The sequence below is a fragment of the Escherichia sp. E10V10 genome (assembly GCF_004211985.1).
Classification (GTDB): domain Bacteria; phylum Pseudomonadota; class Gammaproteobacteria; order Enterobacterales; family Enterobacteriaceae; genus Escherichia.
In genome coordinates this window covers 20,598-46,650 of record NZ_RHJO01000018.1, presented here as the reverse complement: position 1 = coordinate 46,650, position 26,053 = coordinate 20,598, and the positions used below count along the sequence as shown (strand labels likewise).

Sequence of the window (26,053 nt, the reverse complement as noted above, 5' to 3'; positions counted from 1 at the left end):
GCGGCAGCGCGTGCCGCTCAAATATTACAGTTAATAGGGTTTAGTGAACGCGGTTAAAAATAAAAGGCATCACGGTGGTGAATAATGCCGCTTTCGGCCAGGCTGGATTAATCGCCGTCAATTCAGCGCGAGCAGATTCATATTGCGCAATCTCGCCTAGTCCCGCGGCCGCTAGCATCGCCACCATCAGGCATTTTTCTTTATGCTGCTGTTGTAAATCGCCATACAGCGACAACAAGTCAGGTTGCGAGACGGCAAAGAAATCCGCTTCGATACTGGTTTTCGCCATCTCTTGCGCCCACAGTTTCATTTCACTAAACAGTTGCTGTGCGGTGTGTTGTTCGCCCAGCAGTCGCAGCGCCATTCCTTGCCAGAAGAGATAATCAACCGGCTGATCGTTGTAATAACTGTGGATGTTAATGGTGCGATCGCCAGTCGCCGCCAGACGTAAACAACGCGTCGCTTCAGTTTCATCGCCCAGGGCTTTGGCGCATATCGCCTGCCAGAACCAGATGTCGTTGTCAGTTTGCCCCGGTAAACGGCCTTCGCTTAAATTCTCCGGATAATGCAACGCGGCATGAAGCAGTTCGCTGGCCTGCTGCGGCTGTCTGGCATCAAGATGCTGCCAGGCGCGTAACAATTGGTTAAGGATAAACTGACTGGTGACCTTCCCTTCCCCGCCTTCCCACGGGTGGAATTTGCGCGTAGCGAGAATATCCGCCGCTTTGTCGGCCTGACCTGTGAGATGCCACAAATTGAGCAGTTCTGCGGTCATGTCGTCGCGTTTCAGCGCAATTTCCAGATTATTTTCCAGACGCGCCAGTCGTTTCTCCGGTGTGGCTCCGGTTAACTTATCCAGCAAATCCCGTTCGAAAAGCAGACGTGCATCCTGCGGCGCAAGCTGATAAGCATCATCAAGATAGCGCGCGGCCAGCTCATAATCGTGTTGCTTATTCCATGCATGGATCGCCAACCCGCGCCAGCCGTCGGCAAACTCCGGTGACATCTCTACGCAACGCTGCCATAAAGTAATGGCTTTGTTGTAGCTACGCTTGTTGTAGTAGAAGCAGGCCAGTAAATGACGGGCAAACCAGCACTCTTCAAGACTCTCCAGCGCCGCCACTTCTTCCAGCGTATTCGGGAAACGGACAAACTGCGGGAAGACATCAATGGCTTTTGCGACCAGTTCGCCGCGTTCGGCTTTCGGCAGCAAGCTGGCTTGCAGGTAAAGTGGCAGCGTGCGCTGACAGTCCAGTGCGTTCAGCATCTCTGCCGCCAGGGCGGGCATGCCCCAGTTAATCAGTTGCCCGGCGGTCATCAGGGCGTTAACGTCGCGTCCCTGACACAGACCGCGCCACTGCGCGAGGGCTGATTCGCTACGACCATCGAACCAGTTCAGCCACCACAGAGTGGCGTTCAGCGGATAATCACGCAGCAGTTTCTCGCGCTGCAAACGCGCGTTGTCCTGACGACCACTTAACACCAGCAGCAGGTTATACAGGCAAAGCACTTCCTGATTGGTTGGGCAGGCGCGAAGACTTTGTTGGCAAAAATCCAGACCCGCGTCGAAGTTACCATTACGCGCCGCCAGGCGTGCCAGACCATAATAGCCACCCGCTTTGCTGTTCCCGCTCCAGACCGCGCGCCAGAAATCCTCTTCGGCTTGTTGATATTGTCCCTGACGTTCGTAAGCACTGGCGCGAATCAAACTTGCCTGTCCGCACTGCGGGTTTTTGTTCAGCGCATGTGCGCGTTTCAGCGCCTGGCTGGCATACGCCACCGCTTGCGGGAAATCGGCGCGGTTATATTCCAGCATCGCCAGCGCCAGGTTGCAGCGATAATCCAGCGGGTCCAGCGCCACGCCGCGCAGGTAGTAATCGAACGGTGAACGGCTGGCGTGATGATATTGCTCCAGATGCTGACCGATAAACCAGGCTTCATCTGTACTGGTAATGTCTTGTGCTGCCAGTGGCGCTTTGGCGACGTCCGGCAACGGCAACTCTTGCGGCTGATGTTCCTGATAACTCAGTACGATATTGCCGTCGGCATCGGAGAGTTCAATGGTCAGTCTGTCAGGATTGATACCGTGCAACACGCCCTGGATGGCGGTCGCTGGCATCAGGGTCACGGCATCATCGAGTAACGCGTTGCATTTGCCGATTTCGCGGATCGCCAGACGGTATCCTTTCAACGGGGAGATGGCATACAGCCCCCACTCAATCCCCCGCTCGCTACGCTGGAGTTTTATCACCGCATCGCGGGAGGCATTTTGCACCATGCCCAGAGAATGATAAGGCAGGAAATACTGCTCGAAACGCTTCTCTTCGTAAGCATCAAGCCAGGTAAAATCGGGCTGGTTATCGGCAAAAATACCGGTCATCAGTTCGATATACGGGCCGTTATTGTCAGTCAGACTCTTATCCCACGCCTGGCCAAATTCACTGTGTCCCCAACTCCACTGTTTTTTACCTGGCGCAATATGGTGGTTGGCAACGTGCAGCAAACCGCCATCTTCATCGTGACACCACGCGCCGACAAAATCGTACTGCGATTTTTCGGCCATATATGAGGTTGGAACAGGCACATTTTTATAGCGAGAAATGTCCACTCCGGCGGAGTAGTCCACTTTATAATAAGTGCCAGTAGCGATAGGGAAAGCTGAAACAGCCCGTTTGCCGTGATCAAACACCGCAGTCACATCCGGCGGGAAAACGCTCTGATGCCCTTCACCACCTTTCACTGCCGGGTTGGCCCACCACAAGAAATGACGCGGCGTGGCGTTGCCGTTATAGACGCGGCTGGCGATTTCCAGCGCCGCCCGGTCAGGGCGCAGTGTGAAACCAGTCATCACTTGTAAACCGTGCATCGGCTCCGTTTCGCCGACCCACACCGTCTGTGCGCCGTCGTCATGGGCTTCGAGGGTGAAATCAACGGGCATAAAGGTGGTCGGGCGATGGTGTTGTGGCCAGTTAAACTCAATCCCGCCCGAAATCCACGGCCCCAGCAGCCCCACCAGCGCTGGCTTAATGACTTCATTGTGATAGACAAAATCGCGCTGTTTCACTTTATCCCATGCGCGATGCACGCGACCGCCCAGTTCCGGCAGGATCATCACTTTGATGTAGTCGTTTTCCAGCCACACCGCCTGCCAGGATTTCAGGGTTTTCTGCTCACTCAGCGTATCGGTCACGCCATAGGGATAAACCGCGCCGGACGATCCCTGATAAACGCGATTTTCCAGGAACATGGGATGTATATCCTGCGGCCCGGTTTCATAGGTCGGGATCTCAACGCGCTCTTGCCACACTTTTACTGGAGTCATGGTGCCCTCAATATTAACAAGACATACTGAATTAAAAGATTTGTGGCAGTGTATTGAACAATCTGGCAATGTTTTCGCGGAATAATCACGCAATTAACTAAACAAGGTTTAGTGAAGATGAGAGCCTGCATTAACAATCAACAGATCCGCCACCATAACAAATGCGTGATTCTGGAACTGCTGTACCGGCAAAAGCGCGCCAACAAGTCGACGCTGGCCCGGCTGGCGCAAATTTCAATTCCGGCGGTCAGTAATATTTTGCAGGAACTGGAAAACGAAAAGCGGGTGGTGAATATCGACGATGAAAGCCAGACGCGTGGGCATAGCAGCGGCACATGGCTGATTGCGCCGGAAGGTGACTGGACGCTGTGCCTGAACGTGACGCCCACCAGCATTGAGTGCCAGGTCGCTAACGCTTGTTTAAGTCCGAAAGGCGAATTTGAATATTTTCAGATTGATGCACCGACACCGCAGGCACTGCTGTCCGAAATCGAAAAATGCTGGCATCGTCATCGCAAACTGTGGCCGGACCGTACCATCAACCTGGCGCTGGCAATCCACGGGCAGGTTGATCCGGTGACCGGCGTATCGCAAACCATGCCGCAAGCGCCGTGGACAACGCCAGTTGAGGTGAAGTATCTGCTGGAAGAGAAGCTGGGCATTCGGGTGATGGTCGATAATGACTGCGTGATGCTGGCGCTGGCGGAGAAATGGCAAAATAATTCGCAGGGACGTGATTTCTGCGTGATCAACGTTGATTACGGCATTGGCTCGTCGTTTGTGATTAACGAACAAATTTATCGCGGCAGTTTGTATGGCAGCGGGCAGATTGGTCACACCATTGTGAATCCCGATGGCGTTGCCTGCGACTGTGGACGTTATGGCTGCCTGGAAACCGTCGCCTCGTTAAGCGCATTAAAAAAACAGGCTCGAGTATGGCTAAAATCACAACCTGGCAATACTCAACTTGATCCAGAAAAACTGACTACCGCGCAATTAATCGCTGCCTGGCAGAGTGGAGAACCGTGGGTCACCAGCTGGGTTGACCGCAGTGCCAACGCCATTGGTTTGAGTCTGTATAACTTCCTCAACATCCTCAATATTAATCAGATTTGGTTGTACGGTCGCAGTTGTGCCTTTGGTGAGAACTGGCTTAATACCATTATTCGCCAGACAGGATTTAACCCGTTTGACCGCGACGAAGGACCGAGCGTGAAAGCGACGCAAATTGGCTTCGGGCAATTAAGCCGCGCACAACAGGTGCTGGGGATTGGCTATTTGTATGTTGAGGCGCAGTTACGACAGATTTGATGGCGCGATAACGTAACAAGGCTTCCCGAAGGAAGCCTTGACGATCACAAACGTAAGATTGCCTGATGCGCTACGCTTATCAGGCCTACACGGATATTGCAATATATTGAATTTGCAAAGTTTTGTAGGCCGGATAAGGCGTTCACGCCGCATCCGGCATGAACAACGAGCACGTTGTCAGCAAATCACCGTTTCTCTTATGCGTAAACCGGGTAACGTGCGCAGATGTCGAGAACTTTACCTTTGATGCGCTCGATAACCGCTTCATCATTGATGCTGTCCAGCACGTCACACATCCAGCCAGCCAGTTCTTTCGCTTCTGCTTCTTTGAAGCCACGACGCGTAATCGCCGGAGTACCTACACGAATACCAGAAGTTACAAACGGGCTCTTCGGATCGTTTGGTACGCTGTTTTTGTTGACGGTGATGTTGGCACGGCCCAGAGCTGCGTCTGCTTCTTTACCGGTCAGGTTTTTATCTACCAGATCAACCAGGAACAGGTGGTTATCAGTACCGCCGGAAACCACTTTGTAGCCGCGTTCCAGGAACACTTCTACCATCGCTTTAGCGTTTTTAGCAACCTGCTGCTGGTAAGTTTTGAACTCAGGCTCCATCGCTTCTTTCAGCGCTACTGCTTTACCCGCAATAACGTGCATCAGCGGACCGCCCTGACCACCAGGGAAAACGGCAGAGTTCAGTTTTTTGTACAGTTCTTCGCTACCGCCTTTCGCCAGGATCAGGCCGCCGCGCGGACCCGCCAGGGTTTTGTGAGTGGTGGTAGTCACTACGTGAGCATGAGGAACCGGGTTCGGGTAGACGCCAGCAGCAACCAGGCCCGCAACGTGCGCCATATCAACGAACAGGTAAGCACCGATGCTGTCAGCGATTTCACGCATTTTCGCCCAGTCAACCACGCCGGAATATGCAGAGAAACCACCGATGATCATTTTCGGTTTGTGTTCTTTGGCTTGTTTTTCCAGATCTGCGTAGTCGATATGGCCAGTTGCATCGATACCGTAAGGAACGATGTTGTACAGTTTACCGGAGAAGTTAACCGGAGAACCGTGAGTCAGGTGACCGCCATGCGCCAGGTTCATACCCAGAACGGTATCGCCTGGTTCCAGCAGCGCGGTATAGACCGCAAAGTTAGCCTGGGAGCCGGAGTGCGGCTGGACGTTAGCGTAGTCAGCGCCGAACAGCTCTTTCGCACGATCGATCGCCAGTTGTTCAACAATATCAACATACTCGCAACCGCCGTAGTAGCGCTTGCCCGGATAACCTTCAGCATATTTATTGGTCAGCTGAGAACCCTGCGCCTGCATTACGCGCGGGCTGGTGTAGTTTTCGGAGGCGATCAGTTCGATGTGCTCTTCCTGACGTACTTTTTCCTGCTCCATAGCCTGCCACAGTTCGGCATCATAATCGGCAATGTTCATTTCACGCTTTAACATCCGCATCTCCTGACTCAGCTAACAATAAAATTTTTTCGCCTAATTTTGGCGGTCCTGATGGACAACGGCGAACAGTATAACCGAATCATTGTGCGATAACAGGTCTTGACAAAGGAATTTACGCAAACGATTACCTTCAAGCTGTGCAAGGCTTTGGAGAATAAAGGGCCTGCAACCGGAAACGGATTTCTTTTCAGGTTTGTGATGCAAATTTTTCACTTCATCACATTCTTGATGAAAAACACCAAAAGAACCATTTACAGTGCAGGGCTATTTTTTATAAGATGCATTTGAGATACATCAATTAAGATGCAAAAAAAGGAAGACCATATGCTTGACGCTCAAACCATCGCTACAGTAAAAACCACCATCCCTTTACTGGTAGAAACAGGGCCAAAGTTAACCGCCCATTTCTACGACCGTATGTTTACTCATAACCCAGAACTCAAAGAAATTTTTAACATGAGTAACCAGCGTAATGGCGATCAACGTGAAGCCCTGTTTAACGCGATTGCCGCCTACGCCAGTAATATTGAAAACTTGCCTGCGCTGCTGCCAGCGGTAGAAAAAATCGCGCAGAAGCACACCAGTTTCCAGATCAAACCGGAACAGTACAACATCGTCGGCGAACACCTGTTGGCGACGCTGGACGAAATGTTCAGCCCAGGCCAGGAAGTGCTGGACGCGTGGGGTAAAGCCTATGGCGTACTGGCTAATGTATTTATCAATCGCGAGGCGGAGATCTATAACGAAAACGCCAGCAAAGCCGGTGGCTGGGAAGGTACTCGCGATTTCCGCATTGTGGCTAAAACACCGCGCAGCGCACTGATCACCAGCTTCGAACTGGAGCCGGTCGACGGTGGCGCAGTGGCAGAATACCGTCCGGGACAATATCTCGGCGTCTGGCTGAAACCAGAGGGTTTCCCGCATCAGGAAATTCGTCAGTACTCTTTGACTCGTAAACCTGATGGCAAAGGCTATCGTATTGCGGTGAAACGCGAAGATGGCGGGCAGGTATCCAACTGGCTGCACAATCACGCCAACGTTGGCGATGTCGTGAAGCTGGTCGCTCCGGCGGGTGATTTCTTTATGGATGTGACAGATGACACGCCGGTAACACTGATCTCTGCGGGTGTAGGGCAAACGCCAATGCTGGCAATGCTCGATACGCTGGCAAAAGCAGGCCATAACGCCCAGGTAAACTGGTTCCACGCGGCAGAAAATGGCGATGTTCACGCCTTTGCTGATGAAGTTAAGGAACTGGGGCAAGCACTACCGCGCTTTACCGCGCATACCTGGTATCGCCAGCCGAGCGAAGCCGATCGCGCTAAAGGTCAGTTTGATAGCGAAGGTCTGATGGATTTGAGCAAACTGGAAGGTGCGTTCAGCGATCCGGCCATGCAGTTCTATCTCTGCGGTCCGGTTGGCTTCATGCAGTTTGCCGCGAAACAGTTAGTGGACCTGGGTGTGAAGCAGGAAAACATTCATTACGAATGCTTTGGCCCGCATAAAGTGCTGTGATTTGATGTTGCCGGATGGAGACATCCGGCAACCCTGACGCGGTTTAAATCGCCGCGTCGTCCTCTTCGCCGGTACGGATACGAATGACCCGTGCCACGTCGAAGACGAAGATTTTACCGTCACCGATTTTGCCGGTTTGCGCCGTACGAATAATCGTGTCTACGCAGATATCGACAATGTCGTCCGGCACGACGATCTCAATTTTCACCTTCGGCAGAAAATCCACCATATATTCCGCACCGCGATACAGCTCAGTGTGGCCTTTCTGGCGGCCAAAGCCTTTCACTTCGGTCACGGTCATGCCGGTAATACCGACTTCGGCCAGTGCTTCACGGACATCGTCCAGCTTGAAGGGTTTAATAATCGCATCAATCTTTTTCATGCTATTCCTTGAAAAGGTCGCCTGTCTTTTGATCTGCTAAACGTAACACATTACACCGATTCATTCCTTGAAATCGTTTGCATCCAGCTCGTGTCGGGAAAGCAGTTTATAAAATTCTGTCCGGTTGCGCCCCGCCATTCTCGCCGCGTGAGTGACGTTGCCTTTGGTGATTTGCAGCAACTTGCGCAAGTAATTGAGTTCAAACTGGTTACGTGCCTCAACAAAGGTGGGCAGCGCCGTGTTTTCGCCCTCCAGCGCCTGCTCTACTAATGCATCGCTAATCACCGGAGATGAGGTCAGCGCCACGCACTGTTCAATCACGTTGACCAACTGACGCACATTTCCCGGCCAGCTGGCAGTCATCAGGCGTTTCATCGCATCGGTTGAGAACGCGCGGACAAACGGTTTATGTCGCTCTGCCGCCTGGCGCAATAAGTGGTTTGCCAGTAGCGGAATGTCTTCCGTGCGCTCCGCCAGTGCCGGAATTTTCAGGCTGACGACATTGAGGCGGTAATAGAGATCTTCGCGGAATTCCCCGCGCGCCATCGCTTTTGGTAAGTCGCGGTGGGTCGCAGAAATAATCCGCACGTCGATATCAATATCGCGGTTACTGCCCAGCGGACGGACTTTTCGCTCCTGCAATACGCGCAGCAATTTGACCTGTAACGGCGTAGGCATATCGCCAATCTCATCGAGAAACAGCGTACCGCCTTCCGCCGCCTGGAATAAACCTTCGCGATTGCTGACGGCACCAGTAAACGCGCCGCGTGCATGACCAAACAGCTCCGACTCCAGCAACTGCTCGGGCAATGCGCCACAGTTAATGGCAATAAACGGCTTGCTGTTACGCGGGCTGGCGTTGTGGATAGCCTGGGCAAAAATCTCTTTCCCGGTGCCGCTCTGACCGTTAATCAAAACGCTAACGTCTGATTGCGCCACCAGCCGGGCCTGTTCCAGCAAGCGCAGCATCAGCGGGCTGCGAGTGACAATCGCCTCGCGCCAACGTTCGTCGGTGGCTGGGGCAGATTGCTCCAGCGCATCGTCAATTGCCTGATATAGCGCGTCTTTATCGACGGGCTTAGTGAGGAAACTAAACACGCCCTGCTGTGTCGCGGCAACGGCATCGGGAATGGAGCCATGCGCGGTGAGGATGATTACCGGCATACCTGGCTGCACTTTCTGGATTTCAGCAAACAGTTGCATACCATCCATTTCATCCATCCGCAGGTCGCTGATGACTAAATCCACTTTTTCACGATTCAGTATCCGCAGCCCCTCGGCACCACTTTCTGCCGTGACCACGCTGTAGCCTTCGCTGGTCAGGCGCAGGCCAAGTAATTTCAGTAATCCCGGATCGTCATCGACCAATAATAAATGCGCAGGTTTATGGCTCATCAGGGGTGACCTCATTGGTGGATGGCGCGTTTTTTTCACTCTCGTGCGGCGTGTCCGGTGGGAAATTTCCGGCCGGTTTGCGAGTCGAGAGTTGGCGTTCAATATCCGTCAGGTTCTCCAGCTTGCGGGTGGTAAGTTCCAGTTGTTGCTGTAGAACGTGATGTTGCTGGCGCAGGGCGTCCAGTTCGCTGTCGCAGGATTGCTGGAGTTTACTGTAACGTTGGCGCTCTTCCGCCAGTTGCAGTTGCAGCGCCTGTCCGTCGCGCCAGAGTTGATACAACGGGCGAACCTGCGCCGGGATCTCAGTACTTAACGCATCAATGCGCGCGACCAGTTGGCGGCGCTCAAAAGGCGTGATTTTGGCATCGGCAAGCAAAATCCCCTGCTTAAAGGTATTTTGCCAGCTGCCATCACCATACTTGCGCGCTTCCTGACGCGACTGCGCTGGCATTAAGCGGTTGGCGCAATCCATCGCCCGTAGCCAGTAAAGCGGGTTAGTTTCAGTTGATTTACCTTGCAGCGCCCAGATGTCGCTACATTCAGTAGGAAGATAATCAGCCAGTTGATAAACCGGGATTTTTTCTTCTACTGGCGCATTAATGGCTGGCTTATTGTGATTCTGCACGCAGCCCAGCAGCGCCAGACAAGGCAACCCCGCCAGCCACAGCCGTCGGGATAAAAATCGTTGAAAAATGTGTCGCATATTCACCAGACTCAGAGCCTATCCCAGTGGGCGTAATTGTTGCAGGCAGTTTGGACACGGACAGCGCGGAGAAACCGGAGCGTACACGTAGTACGTGAGGATTTCGAGCACTGCCCGGGGCCGAACTGGCAAATAAAATAGCCTGATGGGATAGGCCTTAACATTATTTCGTGTTTTTCGACGAAGGCAATTCAATGCGGAAGCAAACGTCTTGCCCGCTCTCGTCGACCAGATACAGTTCCCCCTGCATACGGCGAATACAATCCCTGGCAATGCTTAATCCCAGACCGCTCCCCTTCACCGCCCCTTTTCGCTGGTGACTTCCCTGAAAAAAGGGTTCGAAGATCATGGCGCGTTCCTCTTGCGGAATGGGCGTGCCTGTATTGATGACATCAATATAAACCCGTGCGCCATGTAAACTGCTGCGAAGGCAAATGTTACCGGATTCAGCCCCGTAGTGCACCGCATTGGAGTAAAGATTATCCAGCACACTCATCAGTAGCATGGGTTCCGCCAGGCATGCTGTTGCCTTGAGATCAACGTCGGTATGCATCATTTTAGTCCGAGCTGGCAGACTGTGAGCGGAAACTACCGTCTCCACCAACGGTGCTAACTCAACATTCTCCAGTTCCACCGCGCCATCTGCCTGTTTACGGTTGTAATCAAGCAGTTGTTCTATCAGTTTTTGCAAATTGCGGCTGCTGCTATCAAGGATGCTCACCACCTCTTTTTGCTCTGGCGTAAGCGGCCCGACAACCTGGTCAGCCAGTAATTCAGTGCCCTCGCGCATACTCGCCAGTGGCGTTTTTAATTCATGAGATAAATGTCTTAAAAATTGATGGCGCTGGGATTCCAGCCATGACAGGCGTTCACTTAACCAAAGAATACGTTGCCCTACCGAGCGTAACTCGCTCGGTCCACTAAACGAGACGCTATTACCCAGTGAGCGTCCTTCCCCCAGACGGTTGATCATCCGCTCGATATTTTTCACCGGACCAATAATCATTCGGGTGAAAAGCAGCACCATTATCAGACTCACCAGAAACAACACCAGTGACTGCCAGCCGAAATACTGTCCGCGTTCTGCTATCTCTCGCTGGAGTTGCTGCCCGCGTGAAAACACCACGGTGCGCGTGGCCTGTACCATTTCGGCATTGGCATTGGCAAAAGCTTCCAGACGCGCGGCAGCCGCCGCATCCGGCCCACTGTTGTTACACTGGAGTTGGGCAAGATTGTTCAAATCCTGACGCAATGCCTGGTAAAGTTTATCGTCCGGCAGCACGCCAGCGTGGGCATCGAGCATTTCGCTGTAACGTTTACGCTGGCTTTGATAGACCTTCGCCAGGGTTGAGTCGTCCAGCACGCAATACTGACGGTAGCTACGCTCCATCTCCAGTGCCGCATTAGTCATTGCCTCACTGCGCCGGGCGTCAATAAGCGTTGTGCGATTGACCAGCGCCGCCTGATCGCTAAGCGCATTAAGGCTTTGCCAGGCTTGCCATGCCAGTACCAGCAGAGGCAGCAGAATCAGCAAGAATGCCAGCATGACTAATTGTCGTAATGAACGGGGAAAAACGGGCCAGCGTTTCAAGGTGTTACTCTCGTCAGACGCGAATAGCCTGATGCTAACCGAGGGGGAGTTCAGATACAACAAAGCCGGGAATTACCCGGCTTTGTTGTGGAATAAGGCGGTGCCTAACTCGACGTTTCGCCCGATGGTTGATATAGCTACGCTGATATCAGAAGTTGGACGGCAGGCACCTTGTTGTGCGTCATTCGAATTTTATGTAGCACGTCCCGAAGGGGCTGACATAAGTGGGTGAATGAGCCACTGGTTATTATTATGCAGTAACTGTGCCAATAAATAAAATGGTTTGATAACGTACTGATAAAACATAGCTTTAATGAATTAATGGTTGTTCCACTGGTTGGCTATAAATCAGCCAGTGTGTCGCTTAAAAGAGACGCCCAAAGCTTAAATTATTCGTTTTAAATTAAATCAATAAGTTATATGTCACCTATAAGCGACACGGCAAACCACCCATTGTCGTGATTTACAGACACAAAAAAAGCTCCCGGAGTTGGGAGCTTATAATTGTTGGCTAAGTGGTTGTGTGTAATGCCGGATGCGGCGTGAAAGCCTTATCCGGCCTACAAAACAATGGGTTGCGTGGAATTTCCGCAGCCTTACCCCAGCTGCTTACGCGCATTACGGAAAATACGCATCCATGGGCCATCCTCGCCCCAGTTTTCCGGATGCCAGGAGTTGCTGACAGTACGGAAAACACGTTCCGGATGCGGCATCATAATGGTGACTCGACCGCTTTCAGTCGTGACCGCCGTGATGCCATTCGGAGAACCGTTCGGGTTAGCCGGGTAGGTTTCGGTGACTTTGCCGAAATTATCGACATAGCGCAGCGCAACCAGCCCTTTGCTTTCCAGTGCCGCCAGATGCGCCGCGTCGCGTACTTCAACGCGCCCTTCACCGTGAGACACAGCAATCGGCATCTGCGAGCCCACCATCCCCTGCAACAGCAGAGACGGGCTTTGGGTCACTTCAACCAGGCTGAAACGCGCTTCAAAGCGATCGGAGGTGTTACGCACGAAACGAGGCCACAGCTCGCTACCTGGGATCAGCTCACGCAGATTAGACATCATCTGGCAACCGTTACATACCCCCAGCGCCAGCGTTTGCGGACGATGGAAGAAGGTTGCAAACTCATCGCGTACACGGTTGTTGAACAGAATAGACTTCGCCCAACCTTCACCGGCACCCAGCACATCACCGTAGGAGAAACCACCGCACGCGACCAGGGCGTGGAAATCCTCCAGACCAGTGCGTCCAGCCAGCAGATCGCTCATATGCACGTCGATAGCGTCGAAGCCCGCACGATGGAAAGCTGCCGCCATTTCAACATGCGAGTTCACGCCTTGCTCACGCAGTACGGCAACTTTCGGGCGCGCGCCAGTAGCGATAAACGGAGCTGCCACATCTTCGTTGATATCGAACGACAGTTTCACATTCAGGCCCGGATCAGCATCGTTGGATTTCGCCTGATGTTCCTGATCGGCGCACTCCGGGTTGTCACGCAGGCGCTGCATCTGCCAGGTGGTTTCCGCCCACCAGACACGCAACGTGGTGCGGCTTTCGCTGAATACAGTCTGCCCGTTGGCGGTAATCACAAAACGATCGCCAGAAACCGCCTGGCCGACATAATGGACGCACTCAGCAAGGCCATGCTGTGCCAGTACCGCTTCGACCGCTTCACGGTCAGCGGCACGCACCTGAATCACCGCACCCAGTTCTTCGTTAAACAGCGCCGCCAGGTGATCGTCGCCCAGAGAAGCGATATCCGCTTCAATGCCGCAATGACCGGCAAATGCCATTTCCGCCAGGGTTACCAGCAGGCCACCGTCAGAGCGGTCGTGGTACGCGAGCAGCTTACGCTGTGCAACCAGTGCCTGAATCGCGTCATAGAAACCTTTCAGTTGCGCGACGTCGCGCACATCAGCCGGTTTGTCGCCAAGCTGACGATAAACCTGCGCCAGTGCCGTTGCGCCCAGCGCATTATTGCCAAGGCCCAGATCAATCAGCAGCAGTGCGTTATCTTCGGTAGAAAGCTGCGGCGTGATGGTGTGACGCACATCTTCCACGCGGGCAAATGCAGAAATAACCAGCGACAGCGGCGAGGTCATTTCGCGCTCTTCGCTACCTTCCTGCCAGCGGGTTTTCATCGACATTGAATCTTTACCCACCGGGATCGTCAGGCCCAGCGCCGGACAAAGCTCTTCGCCCACGGCTTTAACGGCTTCATACAGGCCCGCATCTTCACCAGGGTGGCCTGCCGCCGCCATCCAGTTAGCGGAAAGTTTAATGCGTTTGATATCGCCAATCTGTGTTGCGGCAATATTGGTTAACGCTTCACCGACAGCCAGACGGGCAGAAGCGGCGAAATCCAGCAGCGCAACTGGCGCACGTTCGCCAATTGCCATCGCTTCACCGTAGTAGCTGTCGAGGCTGGCAGTAGTGACCGCACAGTTAGCGACCGGCACCTGCCACGGGCCAACCATCTGATCGCGCGCCACCATGCCGGTTACGCTACGGTCGCCAATGGTAACGAGGAAAGTTTTTTCCGCCACGGTCGGCAGATGCAGCACACGTTTCACCGCGTCAGCAATGGTGATCCCTTCACGGGCCAGCGCATCGCCTTTCGCTTTCAGTGTTTGCACATCGCGGGTCATCTTCGGCGTTTTGCCCAGCAGTACGTCCAGCGGTAGATCGATCGGCTGATCATCAAAATGACGATCGTGCAGAGAAAGATGCAGTTCTTCGGTCGCTTCACCAATCACCGCGTAGGGCGCGCGTTCACGCTTACACAGTTCGTCAAACAGTGGTAACTGATCGGCAGCAACCGCCAGCACGTAGCGTTCCTGGGACTCGTTACACCAGATTTCCAGCGGGCTCATACCCGGTTCGTCGCTCAGGATATCGCGCAGTTCAAATTTACCGCCGCGCCCGCCGTCGCTCACCAGTTCCGGCATGGCGTTAGAAAGACCGCCTGCGCCGACGTCGTGGATAAACAGAATCGGGTTCGCATCGCCAAGCTGCCAGCAACGGTCGATCACTTCCTGGCAACGACGTTCCATTTCCGGGTTGTCGCGCTGAACAGAAGCAAAGTCGAGATCCGCATCAGACTGACCAGACGCCATAGAAGACGCCGCGCCGCCGCCAAGACCGATGTTCATTGCCGGGCCGCCGAGAACGACCAGCTTCGCACCAACGTTGATCTCGCCTTTTTGTACGTGATCGGCGCGAATGTTGCCGATCCCGCCCGCCAGCATGATCGGTTTGTGATAACCGCGCAGCTCTTCGCCGTTGTGGCTGTTCACTTTTTCTTCATAAGTACGGAAGTAGCCGTTCAGTGCCGGACGACCAAATTCGTTGTTAAACGCCGCGCCGCCCAGCGGGCCTTCGGTCATGATGTCCAGCGCGGTGACAATGCGCTCAGGCTTACCGAAATCTTCTTCCCACGGCTGTTCGAAGCCAGGAATTCGCAGGTTGGAAACGGAGAAACCAACCAGACCGGCTTTCGGCTTCGCGCCGCGCCCGGTGGCACCTTCATCGCGGATTTCACCGCCGGAACCGGTCGCCGCGCCCGGCCACGGAGAAATTGCCGTCGGGTGGTTGTGAGTTTCGACTTTCATCAGAATATGCGCCGGTTCCTGATGGAAATCGTAGCGGCCCGTTTCGTGGTCAGCAAAGTAGCGGCCCACTTCAGAACCTTCCATCACCGCGGCGTTATCTTTATACGCAGAGAGAACGTGATCCGGCGTGGTTTCGAAGGTATTTTTGATCATCTTGAACAGCGATTTCGGCTGCTGTTCACCGTCGATAATCCAGTCGGCGTTAAAAATTTTGTGGCGGCAGTGCTCAGAGTTCGCCTGGGCGAACATATACAGCTCGATGTCGTTCGGGTTACGACCAAGCTTTGTGAAAGCATCTTGCAGATAGTCAATTTCATCTTCCGCCAGTGCCAGGCCAAGACGCAGGTTAGCGTCGATCAGCGCCTGGCGGCCCTGCCCCAGTAAATCAACGCTGGTGACTGGAGTCGGTTGATGATGCGCAAACAGCTGCTCTGCATCATCTAAAGCAAAAAAGACCGTTTCCATCATGCGGTCGTGCAGTTCAGCGGTAACCTGCTGCCACTGTTCATTGGTCAGCGTACCGGCTTCTATATAGTAAGCAACGCCGCGCTCAAGGCGGTTTACCTGTTGCAGCCCGCAGTTATGAGCGATATCGGTCGCTTTCGAAGACCAGGGAGAGATGGTGCCAGGACGCGGGGTCACCAGCAGTAATTTGCCTTCCGGGGCATGGCTGGCGAGTGCCGGACCATATTTCAACAGGCGTTCAAGTTGCGCGTGCGCTTCTTCGTTTAACGGCGCATTGAGGTCAGCAAAATGGACATACTCGGCGTAAATGTTGTGAACCGGGAGCCTGGCAGCCTGAAAACGCGCCAGCAGTTTATTGATTCGGAATGCCGACAGTGCAGGCGAACCACGCAGAATTTCCATCATAAGTCTCTCGTCTTCTAAGCTTTCGGTGTACCCAAGGGGGGGAAACGGGCGTCATTATAAAGAATCTGATGCGCTGACGAAACCGTTTGCGTGGAAATAAAATCACCATCGTGAATTAGCAACGCGTGCCGCCAATGGCTGTAATAAGTTGCCAACTGGCACAGGTTTACGCAAAATGCCGCTCATTGATGATTATACCTTTGTTTAGCATATCGTTTTTTCAAGCCAGGACACGAACGACACAGAGAATTAACTAATTGAAAAAATTAAAGATTAATTATCTGTTCATTGGCATTCTGGCACTGCTTCTTGCGGTAGCTCTCTGGCCGTCTATTCCGTGGTTTGGTAAAGCCGACAACCGTATCGCCGCCATTCAAGCGCGGGGAGAATTGCGCGTGAGCACCATTCATACTCCCCTCACCTGGAATGAGATTAACGGTAACTCTTCCGGGCTGGATTATGAGTTGGCCAAACAATTTGCCGACTACCTCGGTGTGAAACTGAAAGTGACCGTACGGCAGAATATCAGCCAGTTGTTTGACGATCTCGACAACGGCAACGCCGACCTGCTGGCAGCAGGTCTGGTTTATAACAGTGAGCGGGTAAAAAACTATCAACCTGGTCCTACCTATTATTCCGTTTCACAACAACTGGTTTACAAAGTGGGTCAATATCGCCCACGCACGCTGGGCAATTTGACGGCGGAACAGCTCTCCATCGCTCCAGGACACGTCGTCGTTAACGATCTACAAAGATTGAAAGAAACTAAATTCCCGGATTTAAGCTGGAAGGTGGACGACAAAAAAGGCTCCGCGGAATTACTGGAAGATGTCATCGGAGGTAAGCTGGATTACACCATTGCTGATTCTGTCGCCATCAGCCTGTTCCAGCGAGTTCACCCGGAACTCGCCGTGGCACTCGATATCACCGATGAACAACCAGTGACCTGGTTTAGCCAGTTAGATGACGATAATACCCTTTCCGCAGCTCTGCTCGACTTCTTCAACAAAATGAATGAGGACGGCACGCTGGCACGCATTGAAGAGAAATACCTGGGGCATGGCGATGATTTTGATTATGTCGATACGCGCACATTTTTACGCGCCGTCGATGCGGTGCTGCCACAATTAAAACCTTTGTTTGAGAAATACGCCGAGGAAATTGACTGGCGTTTGCTGGCGGCTATTGCTTACCAGGAATCACATTGGGACGCGCAGGCCACCTCGCCGACCGGTGTGCGCGGCATGATGATGTTGACCAAAAATACCGCGCAAAGCCTGGGCATTACCGATCGTACCGATGCTGAACAAAGCATCAGCGGCGGCGCGCGTTATTTGCAGGATATGATGAGTAAAGTGCCGGAAAGCGTGCCAGAAAATGAACGGATTTGGTTTGCGCTCGCTGCTTACAATATGGGTTATGCGCATATGCTGGATGCTCGCGCCCTGACGGCAAAAACCAAAGGTAATCCAGACAGCTGGACCGATGTTAAACAACGTCTGCCTTTACTTAGCCAGAAACCCTATTACAGCAAGCTGACTTACGGTTATGCGCGGGGACATGAAGCTTACGCCTATGTCGAGAATATCCGTAAGTATCAGATTAGTCTGGTGGGGTATCTGCAAGAGAAAGAAAAGCAGGCAACAGAAGCGGCGATGCAACTGGCTCAGGATTATCCGGCAGTGTCGCCAACAGAATTGAGTAAAGGGAAATTTCCTTTTCTCTCGTTTCTTTCACAGTCGTCATCTAACTATCTGACACACTCCCCTTCGCTGCTGTTTTCCAGGAAGGGAAGTGAAAAGAAGCAAAATTAATCCGTAGAAGATTGCGCTTTTTTCTGCGCTTTGATTTCCTGACGGCGCATGCGAAAGAAGTCGCTGAGCAGCGCTGCACACTCTTCTGCCAATATCCCTTCCGTGATTTCCACCCGGTGATTCATGCCCGGATGGTGCAACACATCCATTAATGAGCCGGCAGCCCCCGTTTTCGCATCACGTGCACCAAAAACTACACGACCAATCCGGCTGTGAATCATCGCTCCGGCGCACATTACACATGGTTCAAGCGTGACATATAATGTGGCATCGATCAGGCGATAATTTTGCATCACCAGACCGCCCTGACGCAGGGCCATGATTTCAGCGTGCGCGGTAGGATCATGCCGACCAATCGGACGATTCCAGCCCTCGCCGATTACCCGGTTGTTATGCACTAATACCGCGCCGACCGGTACTTCCCGCTCGTCCCAGGCACGCTTTGCCAGCGTCATGGCATGGCGCATCCAGTATTCGTGACTAAATTCGACTTCAGACAAAAAGAAAACTCCGGTTATAAAAGCGCGGCGCATTATACACGGACGCTATGCTTTACTCTATTCCAGTTGCTGGAGTTCACCGCGCGGGGTTACTCGCCAACGATGCTGGCAGAAATAAAGCAGCGGGTTGTCCTGATTACTGTCGCTGTAACCACTGTACAACCGCAGTGGCGTGCCGATTTTGCGTTCCAGTTGCGCGACCTTCTCATGCCCGAGGCAACGCATTGTCAATACCCAGCCGCCATAACCACGCTGAATTTGGCTGGCGATAAGATTCACCCGCGGTAACCAGGGCGTATCGAAATAGACCGCTTCAACCAGCGGCTGTGGAGAACCGGTAATCAACCAGATATCAGCATCAGAACTGAGCAAGTAGGTGGTCAGGCGCTCTTGCACCAGCGGAAAGGCAGTCACATTGTCGCGAAACCAGTGTACAAAATCGGCTTGTAATGCCTGTAAACGCGCTTCGCTGTGACCAAAAGTGCATCCCCACAATAGCAGACTCATCGGCCAGCGCGCAGCACGGCCTTTTATCAATAATGCCATGACAATAACCGGCAATAGCGGCAGGACAAGCAGTGTATTCAGCGGTTGGCGACGCAGTAAGTAGCGCAGAAAACTACCGAACATATCCTGTTGATGCAATGTTCCATCTAAGTCAAAAAACACCACACGACGCTCGTGAGTTGCCAAACCATACTCCTCTGGACTGAAACATCCTGATTAATCATCGCTACTACATAGCCTAACAGATAGATCATCACTTTTCCGGCAACAATCTACCGTATAATGCTGAATGGAATTTTTAATTCATAGATCTTACAAGCTATGGAATATAATATTCACTCGCTTGTGTCTCATATTGCCTGTTGTCGCCATTATTTTATCGCGAGGAAAGATATGAACGGCTTACTTCGTATTCGTCAGCGTTACCAGCAGCTTGCCCAGAGTGATAAAAAACTGGCGGACTATCTCCTGCTACAACCTGATACGGCGCGCCATTTAAGTTCGCAGCAATTGGCCAACGAAGCTGGTGTCAGTCAATCCAGCGTAGTGAAATTCGCACAAAAACTCGGCTATAAAGGTTTTCCAGCCTTAAAACTGGCGTTAAGCGAAGCTCTGGCGAGCCAGCCGGAATCCCCTTCTGTCCCCATTCATAACCAAATTCGCGGTGATGATCCGCTGCGACTGGTGGGTGAAAAACTCATAAAAGAAAACACGGCTGCCATGTATGCGACACTGAACGTTAACAGTGAAGAGAAATTGCATGAATGCGTGGTGATGCTGCGTTCTGCGAGGCGGATTATTTTGACTGGCATTGGCGCTTCGGGTCTGGTAGCGCAAAACTTTGCCTGGAAACTGATGAAGATTGGTTTCAATGCTGCCGCAGAACGCGATATGCATGCGTTGCTCGCTACTGTACAGGCATCTTCACCGGACGACCTGTTATTAGCCATCTCTTACACTGGTGTACGACGTGAGTTAAATCTCGCGGCAGATGAGATGCTGCGCGTGGGTGGAAAGGTGCTGGCAATTACCGGTTTCACGCCGAATGCTCTGCAACAACGAGCGTCCCACTGCCTGTATACTATTGCCGAAGAACAGGCGACGAATAGTGCATCGATCTCCGCTTGTCATGCTCAGGGAATGCTTACAGATTTGCTGTTCATTGCGCTAATCCAGCAGGACCTGGAACTGGCGCCTGAGCGCATTCGCCACAGCGAAGCACTGGTGAAAAAACTGGTTTGAGCAAAGAATGCGCGTATAATGCCCGCCCGGTTTGTGTTGTTTTGAGAGTTTCCTTATGGCGCTGTTAATCACTAAAAAATGCATCAATTGTGATATGTGTGAACCTGAATGCCCGAATGAGGCGATTTCAATGGGAGATCATATCTACGAGATTAACAGCGATAAGTGTACCGAATGCGTAGGTCACTACGAGACGCCAACCTGCCAGAAGGTGTGTCCGATCCCTAATACTATTGTGAAAGATCCGGCGCATGTCGAGACAGAAGAGCAGTTGTGGGATAAATTTGTGCTAATGCATCACGCAGATAAAATTTAATATTCTGATCTGGAAGTAGAGTATTAATTATTTATAGACAAAAGCTTAACGCTATTATATTTATTCAAATGATGACAACAGCATAATCATTCACCAAATGAATTCATATAATATCTGCGCAGACATTTATTTATAATTATTAAAGGCGCGCCTGGCTGGTTAACCTGACGCGCCTTAAGTACGTTTCCTTGTGTTATAAGAACAGAAGGATCAGCTGTAAAACAGCAATGATGACTTTAATGACCCGTTTAAACAGGTATCGACAATCAGTCATTCGTTTTTCCTTAAACAAGGAATGCAGCTGTTCAGATTAGCCCTTACATCTCCCCAAAACTGAACGTGCGAGTTATTGAGGATGCATGCTGCACTCCACACCAGAGCTTTGACGACACCACTCGTTTCAATGGGGGAATTCAGTGGCATGGTGTAAAGCACAGCAAAATCGCCAATAACGAAGCCAATTTTAATGTACTTACGAATTTGCAGTCACGTTAATATTTCCATCAATATCGCTTTCTTCGTAAAGGCTCGAGTTTTTATGATAAAGATTGCAAGTTGCTTGTAAAAGATAACCACCCTGATCCATAATCGCTGTTGTTGAGGGTGCATGCTGCACAAAATTAAAGTTATGAAGTAAAACCCCCGTTCCTTACCAGTTCGGGGGTTTTACTTTATAAAGAGAACGGTATTATTTTAACTTTCAATAATTACCGTGGCGCAAGCATAGTGACGTTCATCTGCCAGCGTCACATGCATATGTGCGACGCCCAGCTTTTCCGCGAGTTTTAATGCCTCGCCCCACAGTCGCAACCGTGGCTTACCAAGCTCATCATTGAACACTTCAAACTGATTAAACGCCAGACCATTGCGGATCCCGGTTCCAAACGCTTTTGCCGCCGCTTCTTTCACTGCAAAACGCTTCGCCAGAAAACGCACTGGCTGTTGGTGCGTTTTCCAGATTTCCCATTCGTTATCGCTTAATACGCGGCGAGCCAGGCGCTCACCGGAACGGGCGATCACCGCTTCAATGCGAGCGATCTCCACGATATCCGTGCCTAAACCTAATATTGCCATTAGCCACGCACTTCCAGCATCAGACGCTTCATTTCTGCCACCGCATCTTTCAGTCCGGTCATCACTGCACGACCAATAATGGCATGGCCGATATTCAGTTCATGCATCTCAGGAATGGCGGCAATGGCTTTCACGTTGTGATAGGTCAGACCGTGTCCGGCGTTAACTTTCAGGCCGAGGCTTGCGGCAAAGGTCGCGGCTTTGGCGATGCGCGCCAACTCTTGCGCCTGTTCAGCATCAGTTTTGGCATCGGCATAACAACCGGTGTGGATCTCGATAAACGGGGCGCCTACCTCTGCTGCAGCTTTGATCTGCTCTTCATCTGCGTCGATAAACAGAGAAACCTGAATCCCGGCATCCGCCAGACGTTTACAGGCATCGCGCATTTTGTCACGCTGACCTGCGACGTCCAGGCCACCTTCGGTTGTCACTTCCTGGCGCTTTTCCGGTACCAGGCAGCAAAAATGAGGCTTCGTCTCAATGGCAATCGCCAGCATCTCTTCGGTCACCGCCATTTCCAGATTCATGCGGGTATCCAGCGTCTGACGCAGGATGCGCACGTCGCGGTCAGTAATGTGGCGACGATCTTCACGCAAATGCACGGTAATGCCATCCGCGCCAGCCTGCTCGGCAATAAACGCGGCCTGCACCGGGTCGGGGTAAGCAGTACCACGTGCATTACGCAGCGTTGCGATATGGTCAATGTTGACGCCCAACAGTAATTCAGCCATGACAATCCTCATCAGTCATTATGTGTTTGCACTGTTCGCTTAGGTATAAACTGCCGGAACAGTTCCCTGCTCTTTAAAGGTTTACCGCCAAGATACGGCTTAAGCGCCATGCGGGTAAAGCGTTTCGCGGCACGCAATGTGTCTGCGTCAGGAAATTCCCGCGAGTGTAACGCTTTCAACTGCCTCCCGGTGAAGGTTTTATTGTCGATAACGACGCTTGCGATAAACCCTTTTTCTTCGCGATAACGATACGTCATGGTGTCATCCACCGGTTCGCCGCTACCTGCACAATGGGTAAAATTGACGCCATAACCCAGATGCCCGAGCAATGCCAGTTCGAAGCGGCGCAACGCGGGTTCCGGTGTGCCTGTGGCTCCAGCCAGAGACTGGATGCAGTGCAAGTAATCGAAAAAGAGTTCCGAGAAGCGCGTCTCGTATTCCAGCACGCGGGAGAGAAGTTCGTTGATGTACAGACCGCTGTAAAGCGTGATACCGCTTAATGGCAGCGCCAATGAGACAGCTTCAGCACTGCGCAGTGTTTTGACTTCACCGCGCCCACCGAAGCGAAGCAAGAGAGGCGTGAAAGGCTGTAATGCACCTTTCAGGGTAGAGCGTTTAGAGCGTGCGCCTTTGGCAACCAGACGCACGCGACCCGACTCCTCCGTGAAGACATCCAGCATCAGGCTGGTTTCGCTCCACGGGCGACTATGCAGGACAAATGCGCGCTGCCAGCCTTCCATCATACTCGTCGCCTTTCAAGTTGCAGGTGCCTTGGCTGCACCCGTTCCCCCTGGTCACTTACTTTAGTAAGCTCCCAGGGATTCACGGTCTTGCCGCCTTCCTGCACCTCGAAAGTCATAGAGTATGCTAATTAAAGATCGTCAACGTAACCGAGACTACGCAGTGCGCGTTCGTCATCAGCCCAGCCGGATTTCACTTTCACCCACAGCTCAAGGTGGACAGGCGCTTCGAACATTTCCTGCATGTCTTTACGCGCTTCAATACCGATGGTTTTGATCTTGGCCCCTTTGTTGCCAATGACCATCTTCTTCTGCCCTTCGCGCTCAACGAGAATCAAACCGTTGATGTCATAACCACCACGTTCATTGGTGACAAAACGTTCGATCTCCACGGTCACGGAGTACGGCAGTTCTGCGCCGAGAAAACGCATCAGTTTTTCACGGATGATTTCAGACGCCATAAAACGCTGCGAGCGATCGGTGATGTAATCTTCCGGGAAGTGATGGGTCGCTTCAGGCAGATGCTTACGCACGATTGCCGCAATAGTGTCGACATTCAGCCCGGTTTCGGCAGAGATCGGCACAATATCGAGGAAGTTCATCTGGCTTGCCAGGAACTGCAGATGCGGCAGCAGATCGGCTTTCTCCTGCACGTTGTCCACTTTGTTCACCGCGAGGATCACCGGCGCTTTGCCATCACGCAGCTTGTTGAGCACCATTTCATCGTCCGGTGTCCAACGGGTGCCTTCAACGACAAAAATCACCAGCTCAACGTCGCCAATGGAGCTGCTCGCCGCTTTGTTCATCAGGCGGTTAATAGCACGCTTCTCTTCCATATGCAGGCCCGGGGTGTCGACGTAGATCGCCTGATACGCGCCTTCAGTATGGATACCCACAATGCGGTGACGAGTTGTCTGCGCTTTGCGGGAAGTGATGGAGATTTTCTGCCCCAACAGTTTGTTCAGCAGCGTGGATTTGCCAACGTTCGGGCGTCCGACGATGGCAATAAATCCGCAATAACTTTTATCGATGCTCATTCCAGCTCCAGTTTTTTCAACGCCTGTTCGGCGGCAGCCTGCTCAGCCTTACGACGGCTTGAACCTGTGCCAACCACCGGTTCACTCAGGCCGCTGACCTGGCAGTGGATTGTAAATTCTTGATCGTGCGCTTCGCCACGGACTTGAACTACCAGATAAGTCGGCAGCGGCAGATGGCGACCCTGCAAATATTCTTGCAAGCGCGTTTTCGGATCTTTTTGTTTATCGCCTGGGCTAATTTCGTCCAGACGGGTTTGATACCAGTTAAGGATTAACTTCTCGACAGTTTGAATATCACTGTCGAGGAATACGCCGCCAATTAATGCTTCGACGGTGTCGGCGAGAATTGACTCGCGACGAAATCCACCGCTTTTAAGTTCACCCGGCCCTAAACGCAAGCACTCACCTAACTCAAATTCGCGTGCCAGTTCTGCCAGCGTATTGCCACGGACCAGCGTGGCGCGCATCCGGCTCATATCGCCTTCATCCACACGCGGGAAACGGTGATACAGCGCATTGGCGATAACGTAGCTCAAGATTGAGTCGCCTAAAAATTCTAAACGCTCGTTATGTTTGCTGCTGGCGCTGCGGTGAGTTAATGCCTGCTGCAGCAGTTCCTGATGATTAAAAGTGTAGCCCAGCTTCCGTTGAAGCCGATTAATTACGATGGGGTTCATGCGATACCAATAAATAAATGCGTCAACAATTCAGCACACGAAACAGACCTGATACACATAGGCTCAGTTAACCGCTTTGTCGCGGATTCATTACGCCATATATGGAAACCAACGCTGTTTCGTGTGCCGTGGCAACCAGAAGGCGCCAACCTTAAACTTCGGGGGAATATTCTATACACAACGATAAGGGATGTCGTTAGCCTGGGGAGATTTATCTCATAAATAATTCACGTTGCCGCCAGAATGACGACAACGTGAACGAGAAGCAGCAATTAATGGATGCCACCAATGCGACTTAAGCGCACACCTGTCGGCCATTCACCTTCTTGCTTATCGAAACTCATCCAGATTGCCGTTGCCCGACCTACCAGATTCGCTTCCGGCACAAAGCCCCAGTAACGGCTGTCCGCGCTGTTGTCGCGGTTATCACCCATCATGAAGTATTGACCCGGCGGGACAATCCAGGTTGCCAGTTGTTGTCCTGGTTGCTGGTAATACATCCCTACCTGATCCTGGGCGATTGGCACAGTCAGGATACGATGCGTTACATCGCCCAGCGTCTCTTTACGTTCGGAAAGACGAATACCATTTTCTTTGGTTTCGTTTTTCGGCACTTCAAAGAAGCCACTGGTCGCTTCCCCGCCGTTACGACGCGAGAAGGTCTGTACGAAATCGCTCGGTTCAACGTTGGAATAAGTTACCGGCAGCGCGTTTTCACACGCCTGACCAGAACTGCATCCAGGTTGAATGGTCACTTCTTTCGCGACCGGATCATAAGTGACTTTATCGCCCGGTAAACCTACCGCTCGCTTGATGTAATCAAGCTTCGGATCTTCCGGGTATTTGAAGACCACGATATCGCCACGTTTCGGATGACCGGTTTCGATCAATGTTTTCTGGTAAATAGGATCTTTAATGCCGTAAGCAAATTTCTCTACCAGAATGAAGTCACCGATTAACAGAGTCGGCATCATCGAACCTGACGGGATCTGGAACGGTTCATAAATAAATGAACGCACAATCAATACGATAGCCAGCACCGGAAATACAGAAGCCCCGGTTTCCAGCCAGCCTGGCTTCGGCGCAACCTTTTTCAGTGTTGCTTTATCCAGTGAATCCCCGGCAGCCGCTTGCGCCGCTGCCTGACGTTCCCGTCGTTTAGGTGCGAAAAAGAATTTATCCACGCACCATAAAATGCCCGTCACCAGTGTGGCAATCACCAGAATCAGGGCAAACATATTCGCCATGCCAACTC

General features: G+C 52.2%; 21 protein-coding genes. 5 read left to right on the top strand and 16 right to left on the bottom strand.

Annotated elements, in window-relative coordinates; all coding sequences use genetic code 11:
- Positions 1-40: 40 nt before the first annotated feature.
- The gene (locus tag D9736_RS17905; protein ID WP_130258863.1) at positions 41-3,322 is read right to left on the bottom strand and encodes a DUF5107 domain-containing protein; all 3,282 of its coding nucleotides are present in this window, start codon (positions 3,320-3,322) and stop codon (positions 41-43) included.
- 117 nt (positions 3,323-3,439) lie between these two features.
- Here D9736_RS17905 and D9736_RS17900 point away from each other — a divergent pair, with 117 nt between their 5' ends.
- The gene (locus tag D9736_RS17900; protein ID WP_130258862.1) at positions 3,440-4,633 is read left to right on the top strand and encodes an ROK family protein; all 1,194 of its coding nucleotides are present in this window, start codon (positions 3,440-3,442) and stop codon (positions 4,631-4,633) included.
- A 197-nt stretch (positions 4,634-4,830) separates the two neighbouring features.
- Here the strand turns inward: D9736_RS17900 and glyA are convergent, their stop codons facing one another.
- Complete coding sequence (gene glyA, locus D9736_RS17895) at positions 4,831-6,084, bottom strand: serine hydroxymethyltransferase (protein WP_000919159.1); 1,254 nt, start codon at positions 6,082-6,084, stop codon at positions 4,831-4,833.
- Between the two features lie 330 nt (positions 6,085-6,414).
- Here glyA and hmpA point away from each other — a divergent pair, with 330 nt between their 5' ends.
- Positions 6,415-7,605, top strand: a complete 1,191-nt coding sequence (hmpA, locus tag D9736_RS17890) for an NO-inducible flavohemoprotein (RefSeq protein WP_130258861.1) — start codon at positions 6,415-6,417, stop codon at positions 7,603-7,605.
- Between the two features lie 43 nt (positions 7,606-7,648).
- Here the strand turns inward: hmpA and glnB are convergent, their stop codons facing one another.
- The 5 genes from glnB to purL all read right to left on the bottom strand — a co-directional run bounded on the left by glnB (position 7,649) and on the right by purL (position 16,160).
- The gene (glnB, locus tag D9736_RS17885; RefSeq protein WP_000717691.1) at positions 7,649-7,987 is read right to left on the bottom strand and encodes a nitrogen regulatory protein P-II; all 339 of its coding nucleotides are present in this window, start codon (positions 7,985-7,987) and stop codon (positions 7,649-7,651) included.
- Between the two features lie 60 nt (positions 7,988-8,047).
- Positions 8,048-9,382, bottom strand: a complete 1,335-nt coding sequence (gene glrR / locus D9736_RS17880; RefSeq protein WP_130258860.1) for a two-component system response regulator GlrR — start codon at positions 9,380-9,382, stop codon at positions 8,048-8,050.
- Complete coding sequence (gene qseG, locus D9736_RS17875; RefSeq protein ID WP_130258859.1) at positions 9,372-10,085, bottom strand: two-component system QseEF-associated lipoprotein QseG; 714 nt, start codon at positions 10,083-10,085, stop codon at positions 9,372-9,374. The genes glrR and qseG overlap by 11 nt, the downstream gene beginning before the upstream one ends.
- 163 nt (positions 10,086-10,248) lie before the next feature.
- The gene (qseE, locus tag D9736_RS17870) at positions 10,249-11,676 is read right to left on the bottom strand and encodes a two component system sensor histidine kinase QseE/GlrK (RefSeq protein WP_130214661.1); all 1,428 of its coding nucleotides are present in this window, start codon (positions 11,674-11,676) and stop codon (positions 10,249-10,251) included.
- Between the two features lie 596 nt (positions 11,677-12,272).
- On the bottom strand, positions 12,273-16,160 hold the full coding sequence (gene purL, locus D9736_RS17865; RefSeq protein ID WP_130258858.1) for a phosphoribosylformylglycinamidine synthase: 3,888 nt from the start codon (positions 16,158-16,160) through the stop codon (positions 12,273-12,275).
- 257 nt (positions 16,161-16,417) lie between these two features.
- On the opposite strand from purL, the gene mltF reads away from it, so the two are divergent.
- A complete protein-coding gene (gene mltF / locus D9736_RS17860) occupies positions 16,418-17,974 on the top strand; it encodes a membrane-bound lytic murein transglycosylase MltF (protein ID WP_130214665.1) in 1,557 nt (518 codons plus the stop codon).
- On the opposite strand, the gene tadA is transcribed toward mltF, so the two are convergent.
- Together tadA and yfhb are read right to left on the bottom strand one after the other, a co-directional pair.
- Entirely contained in the window at positions 17,971-18,474 is a 504-nt protein-coding gene (gene tadA, locus D9736_RS17855; protein WP_240779354.1) for a tRNA adenosine(34) deaminase TadA, read from the bottom strand. The genes mltF and tadA overlap by 4 nt on opposite strands.
- Positions 18,475-18,531: 57 nt before the next feature.
- Positions 18,532-19,167 carry a phosphatidylglycerophosphatase C gene (yfhb, locus tag D9736_RS17850; protein ID WP_130214667.1) on the bottom strand — a complete coding sequence of 212 codons (636 nt, stop codon included), beginning with the start codon at positions 19,165-19,167 and terminating at the stop codon, positions 18,532-18,534.
- 207 nt (positions 19,168-19,374) lie between these two features.
- Between yfhb and D9736_RS17845 the strand changes: the two genes are divergently transcribed.
- Both D9736_RS17845 and yfhL read left to right on the top strand, forming a co-directional pair.
- The gene (locus D9736_RS17845; protein WP_130207550.1) at positions 19,375-20,223 is read left to right on the top strand and encodes a MurR/RpiR family transcriptional regulator; all 849 of its coding nucleotides are present in this window, start codon (positions 19,375-19,377) and stop codon (positions 20,221-20,223) included.
- A 55-nt stretch (positions 20,224-20,278) separates the two neighbouring features.
- Positions 20,279-20,539, top strand: coding sequence for a 4Fe-4S dicluster ferredoxin YfhL (yfhL, locus tag D9736_RS17840; protein WP_001196283.1), 261 nt, complete (start codon positions 20,279-20,281; stop codon positions 20,537-20,539).
- A 193-nt stretch (positions 20,540-20,732) separates the two neighbouring features.
- Here yfhL and shoB read toward each other — a convergent pair whose 3' ends face one another.
- The 7 genes from shoB to lepB all read right to left on the bottom strand — a co-directional run bounded on the left by shoB (position 20,733) and on the right by lepB (position 26,045).
- Positions 20,733-20,813, bottom strand: a complete 81-nt coding sequence (gene shoB / locus D9736_RS17835) for a type I toxin-antitoxin system toxin ShoB (RefSeq protein ID WP_130214702.1) — start codon at positions 20,811-20,813, stop codon at positions 20,733-20,735.
- Between the two features lie 419 nt (positions 20,814-21,232).
- Positions 21,233-21,613: a holo-ACP synthase gene (gene acpS / locus D9736_RS17830; RefSeq protein WP_064526159.1), complete on the bottom strand. Its 381-nt coding sequence runs from the start codon at positions 21,611-21,613 to the stop codon at positions 21,233-21,235.
- Positions 21,613-22,344, bottom strand: coding sequence for a pyridoxine 5'-phosphate synthase (pdxJ, locus tag D9736_RS17825; protein ID WP_130258856.1), 732 nt, complete (start codon positions 22,342-22,344; stop codon positions 21,613-21,615). The genes acpS and pdxJ overlap by 1 nt, the downstream gene beginning before the upstream one ends.
- An 11-nt stretch (positions 22,345-22,355) precedes the next feature.
- Entirely contained in the window at positions 22,356-23,084 is a 729-nt protein-coding gene (gene recO / locus D9736_RS17820) for a DNA repair protein RecO (protein WP_130258880.1), read from the bottom strand.
- A 131-nt stretch (positions 23,085-23,215) separates the two neighbouring features.
- On the bottom strand, positions 23,216-24,121 hold the full coding sequence (gene era / locus D9736_RS17815; RefSeq protein WP_000020738.1) for a GTPase Era: 906 nt from the start codon (positions 24,119-24,121) through the stop codon (positions 23,216-23,218).
- The gene (gene rnc / locus D9736_RS17810) at positions 24,118-24,798 is read right to left on the bottom strand and encodes a ribonuclease III (protein WP_001068343.1); all 681 of its coding nucleotides are present in this window, start codon (positions 24,796-24,798) and stop codon (positions 24,118-24,120) included. Before rnc ends, era begins: the two co-directional genes overlap by 4 nt.
- A 272-nt stretch (positions 24,799-25,070) precedes the next feature.
- The gene (gene lepB, locus D9736_RS17805; RefSeq protein WP_000002532.1) at positions 25,071-26,045 is read right to left on the bottom strand and encodes a signal peptidase I; all 975 of its coding nucleotides are present in this window, start codon (positions 26,043-26,045) and stop codon (positions 25,071-25,073) included.
- Between the last annotated feature and the right edge of the window lie 8 nt (positions 26,046-26,053).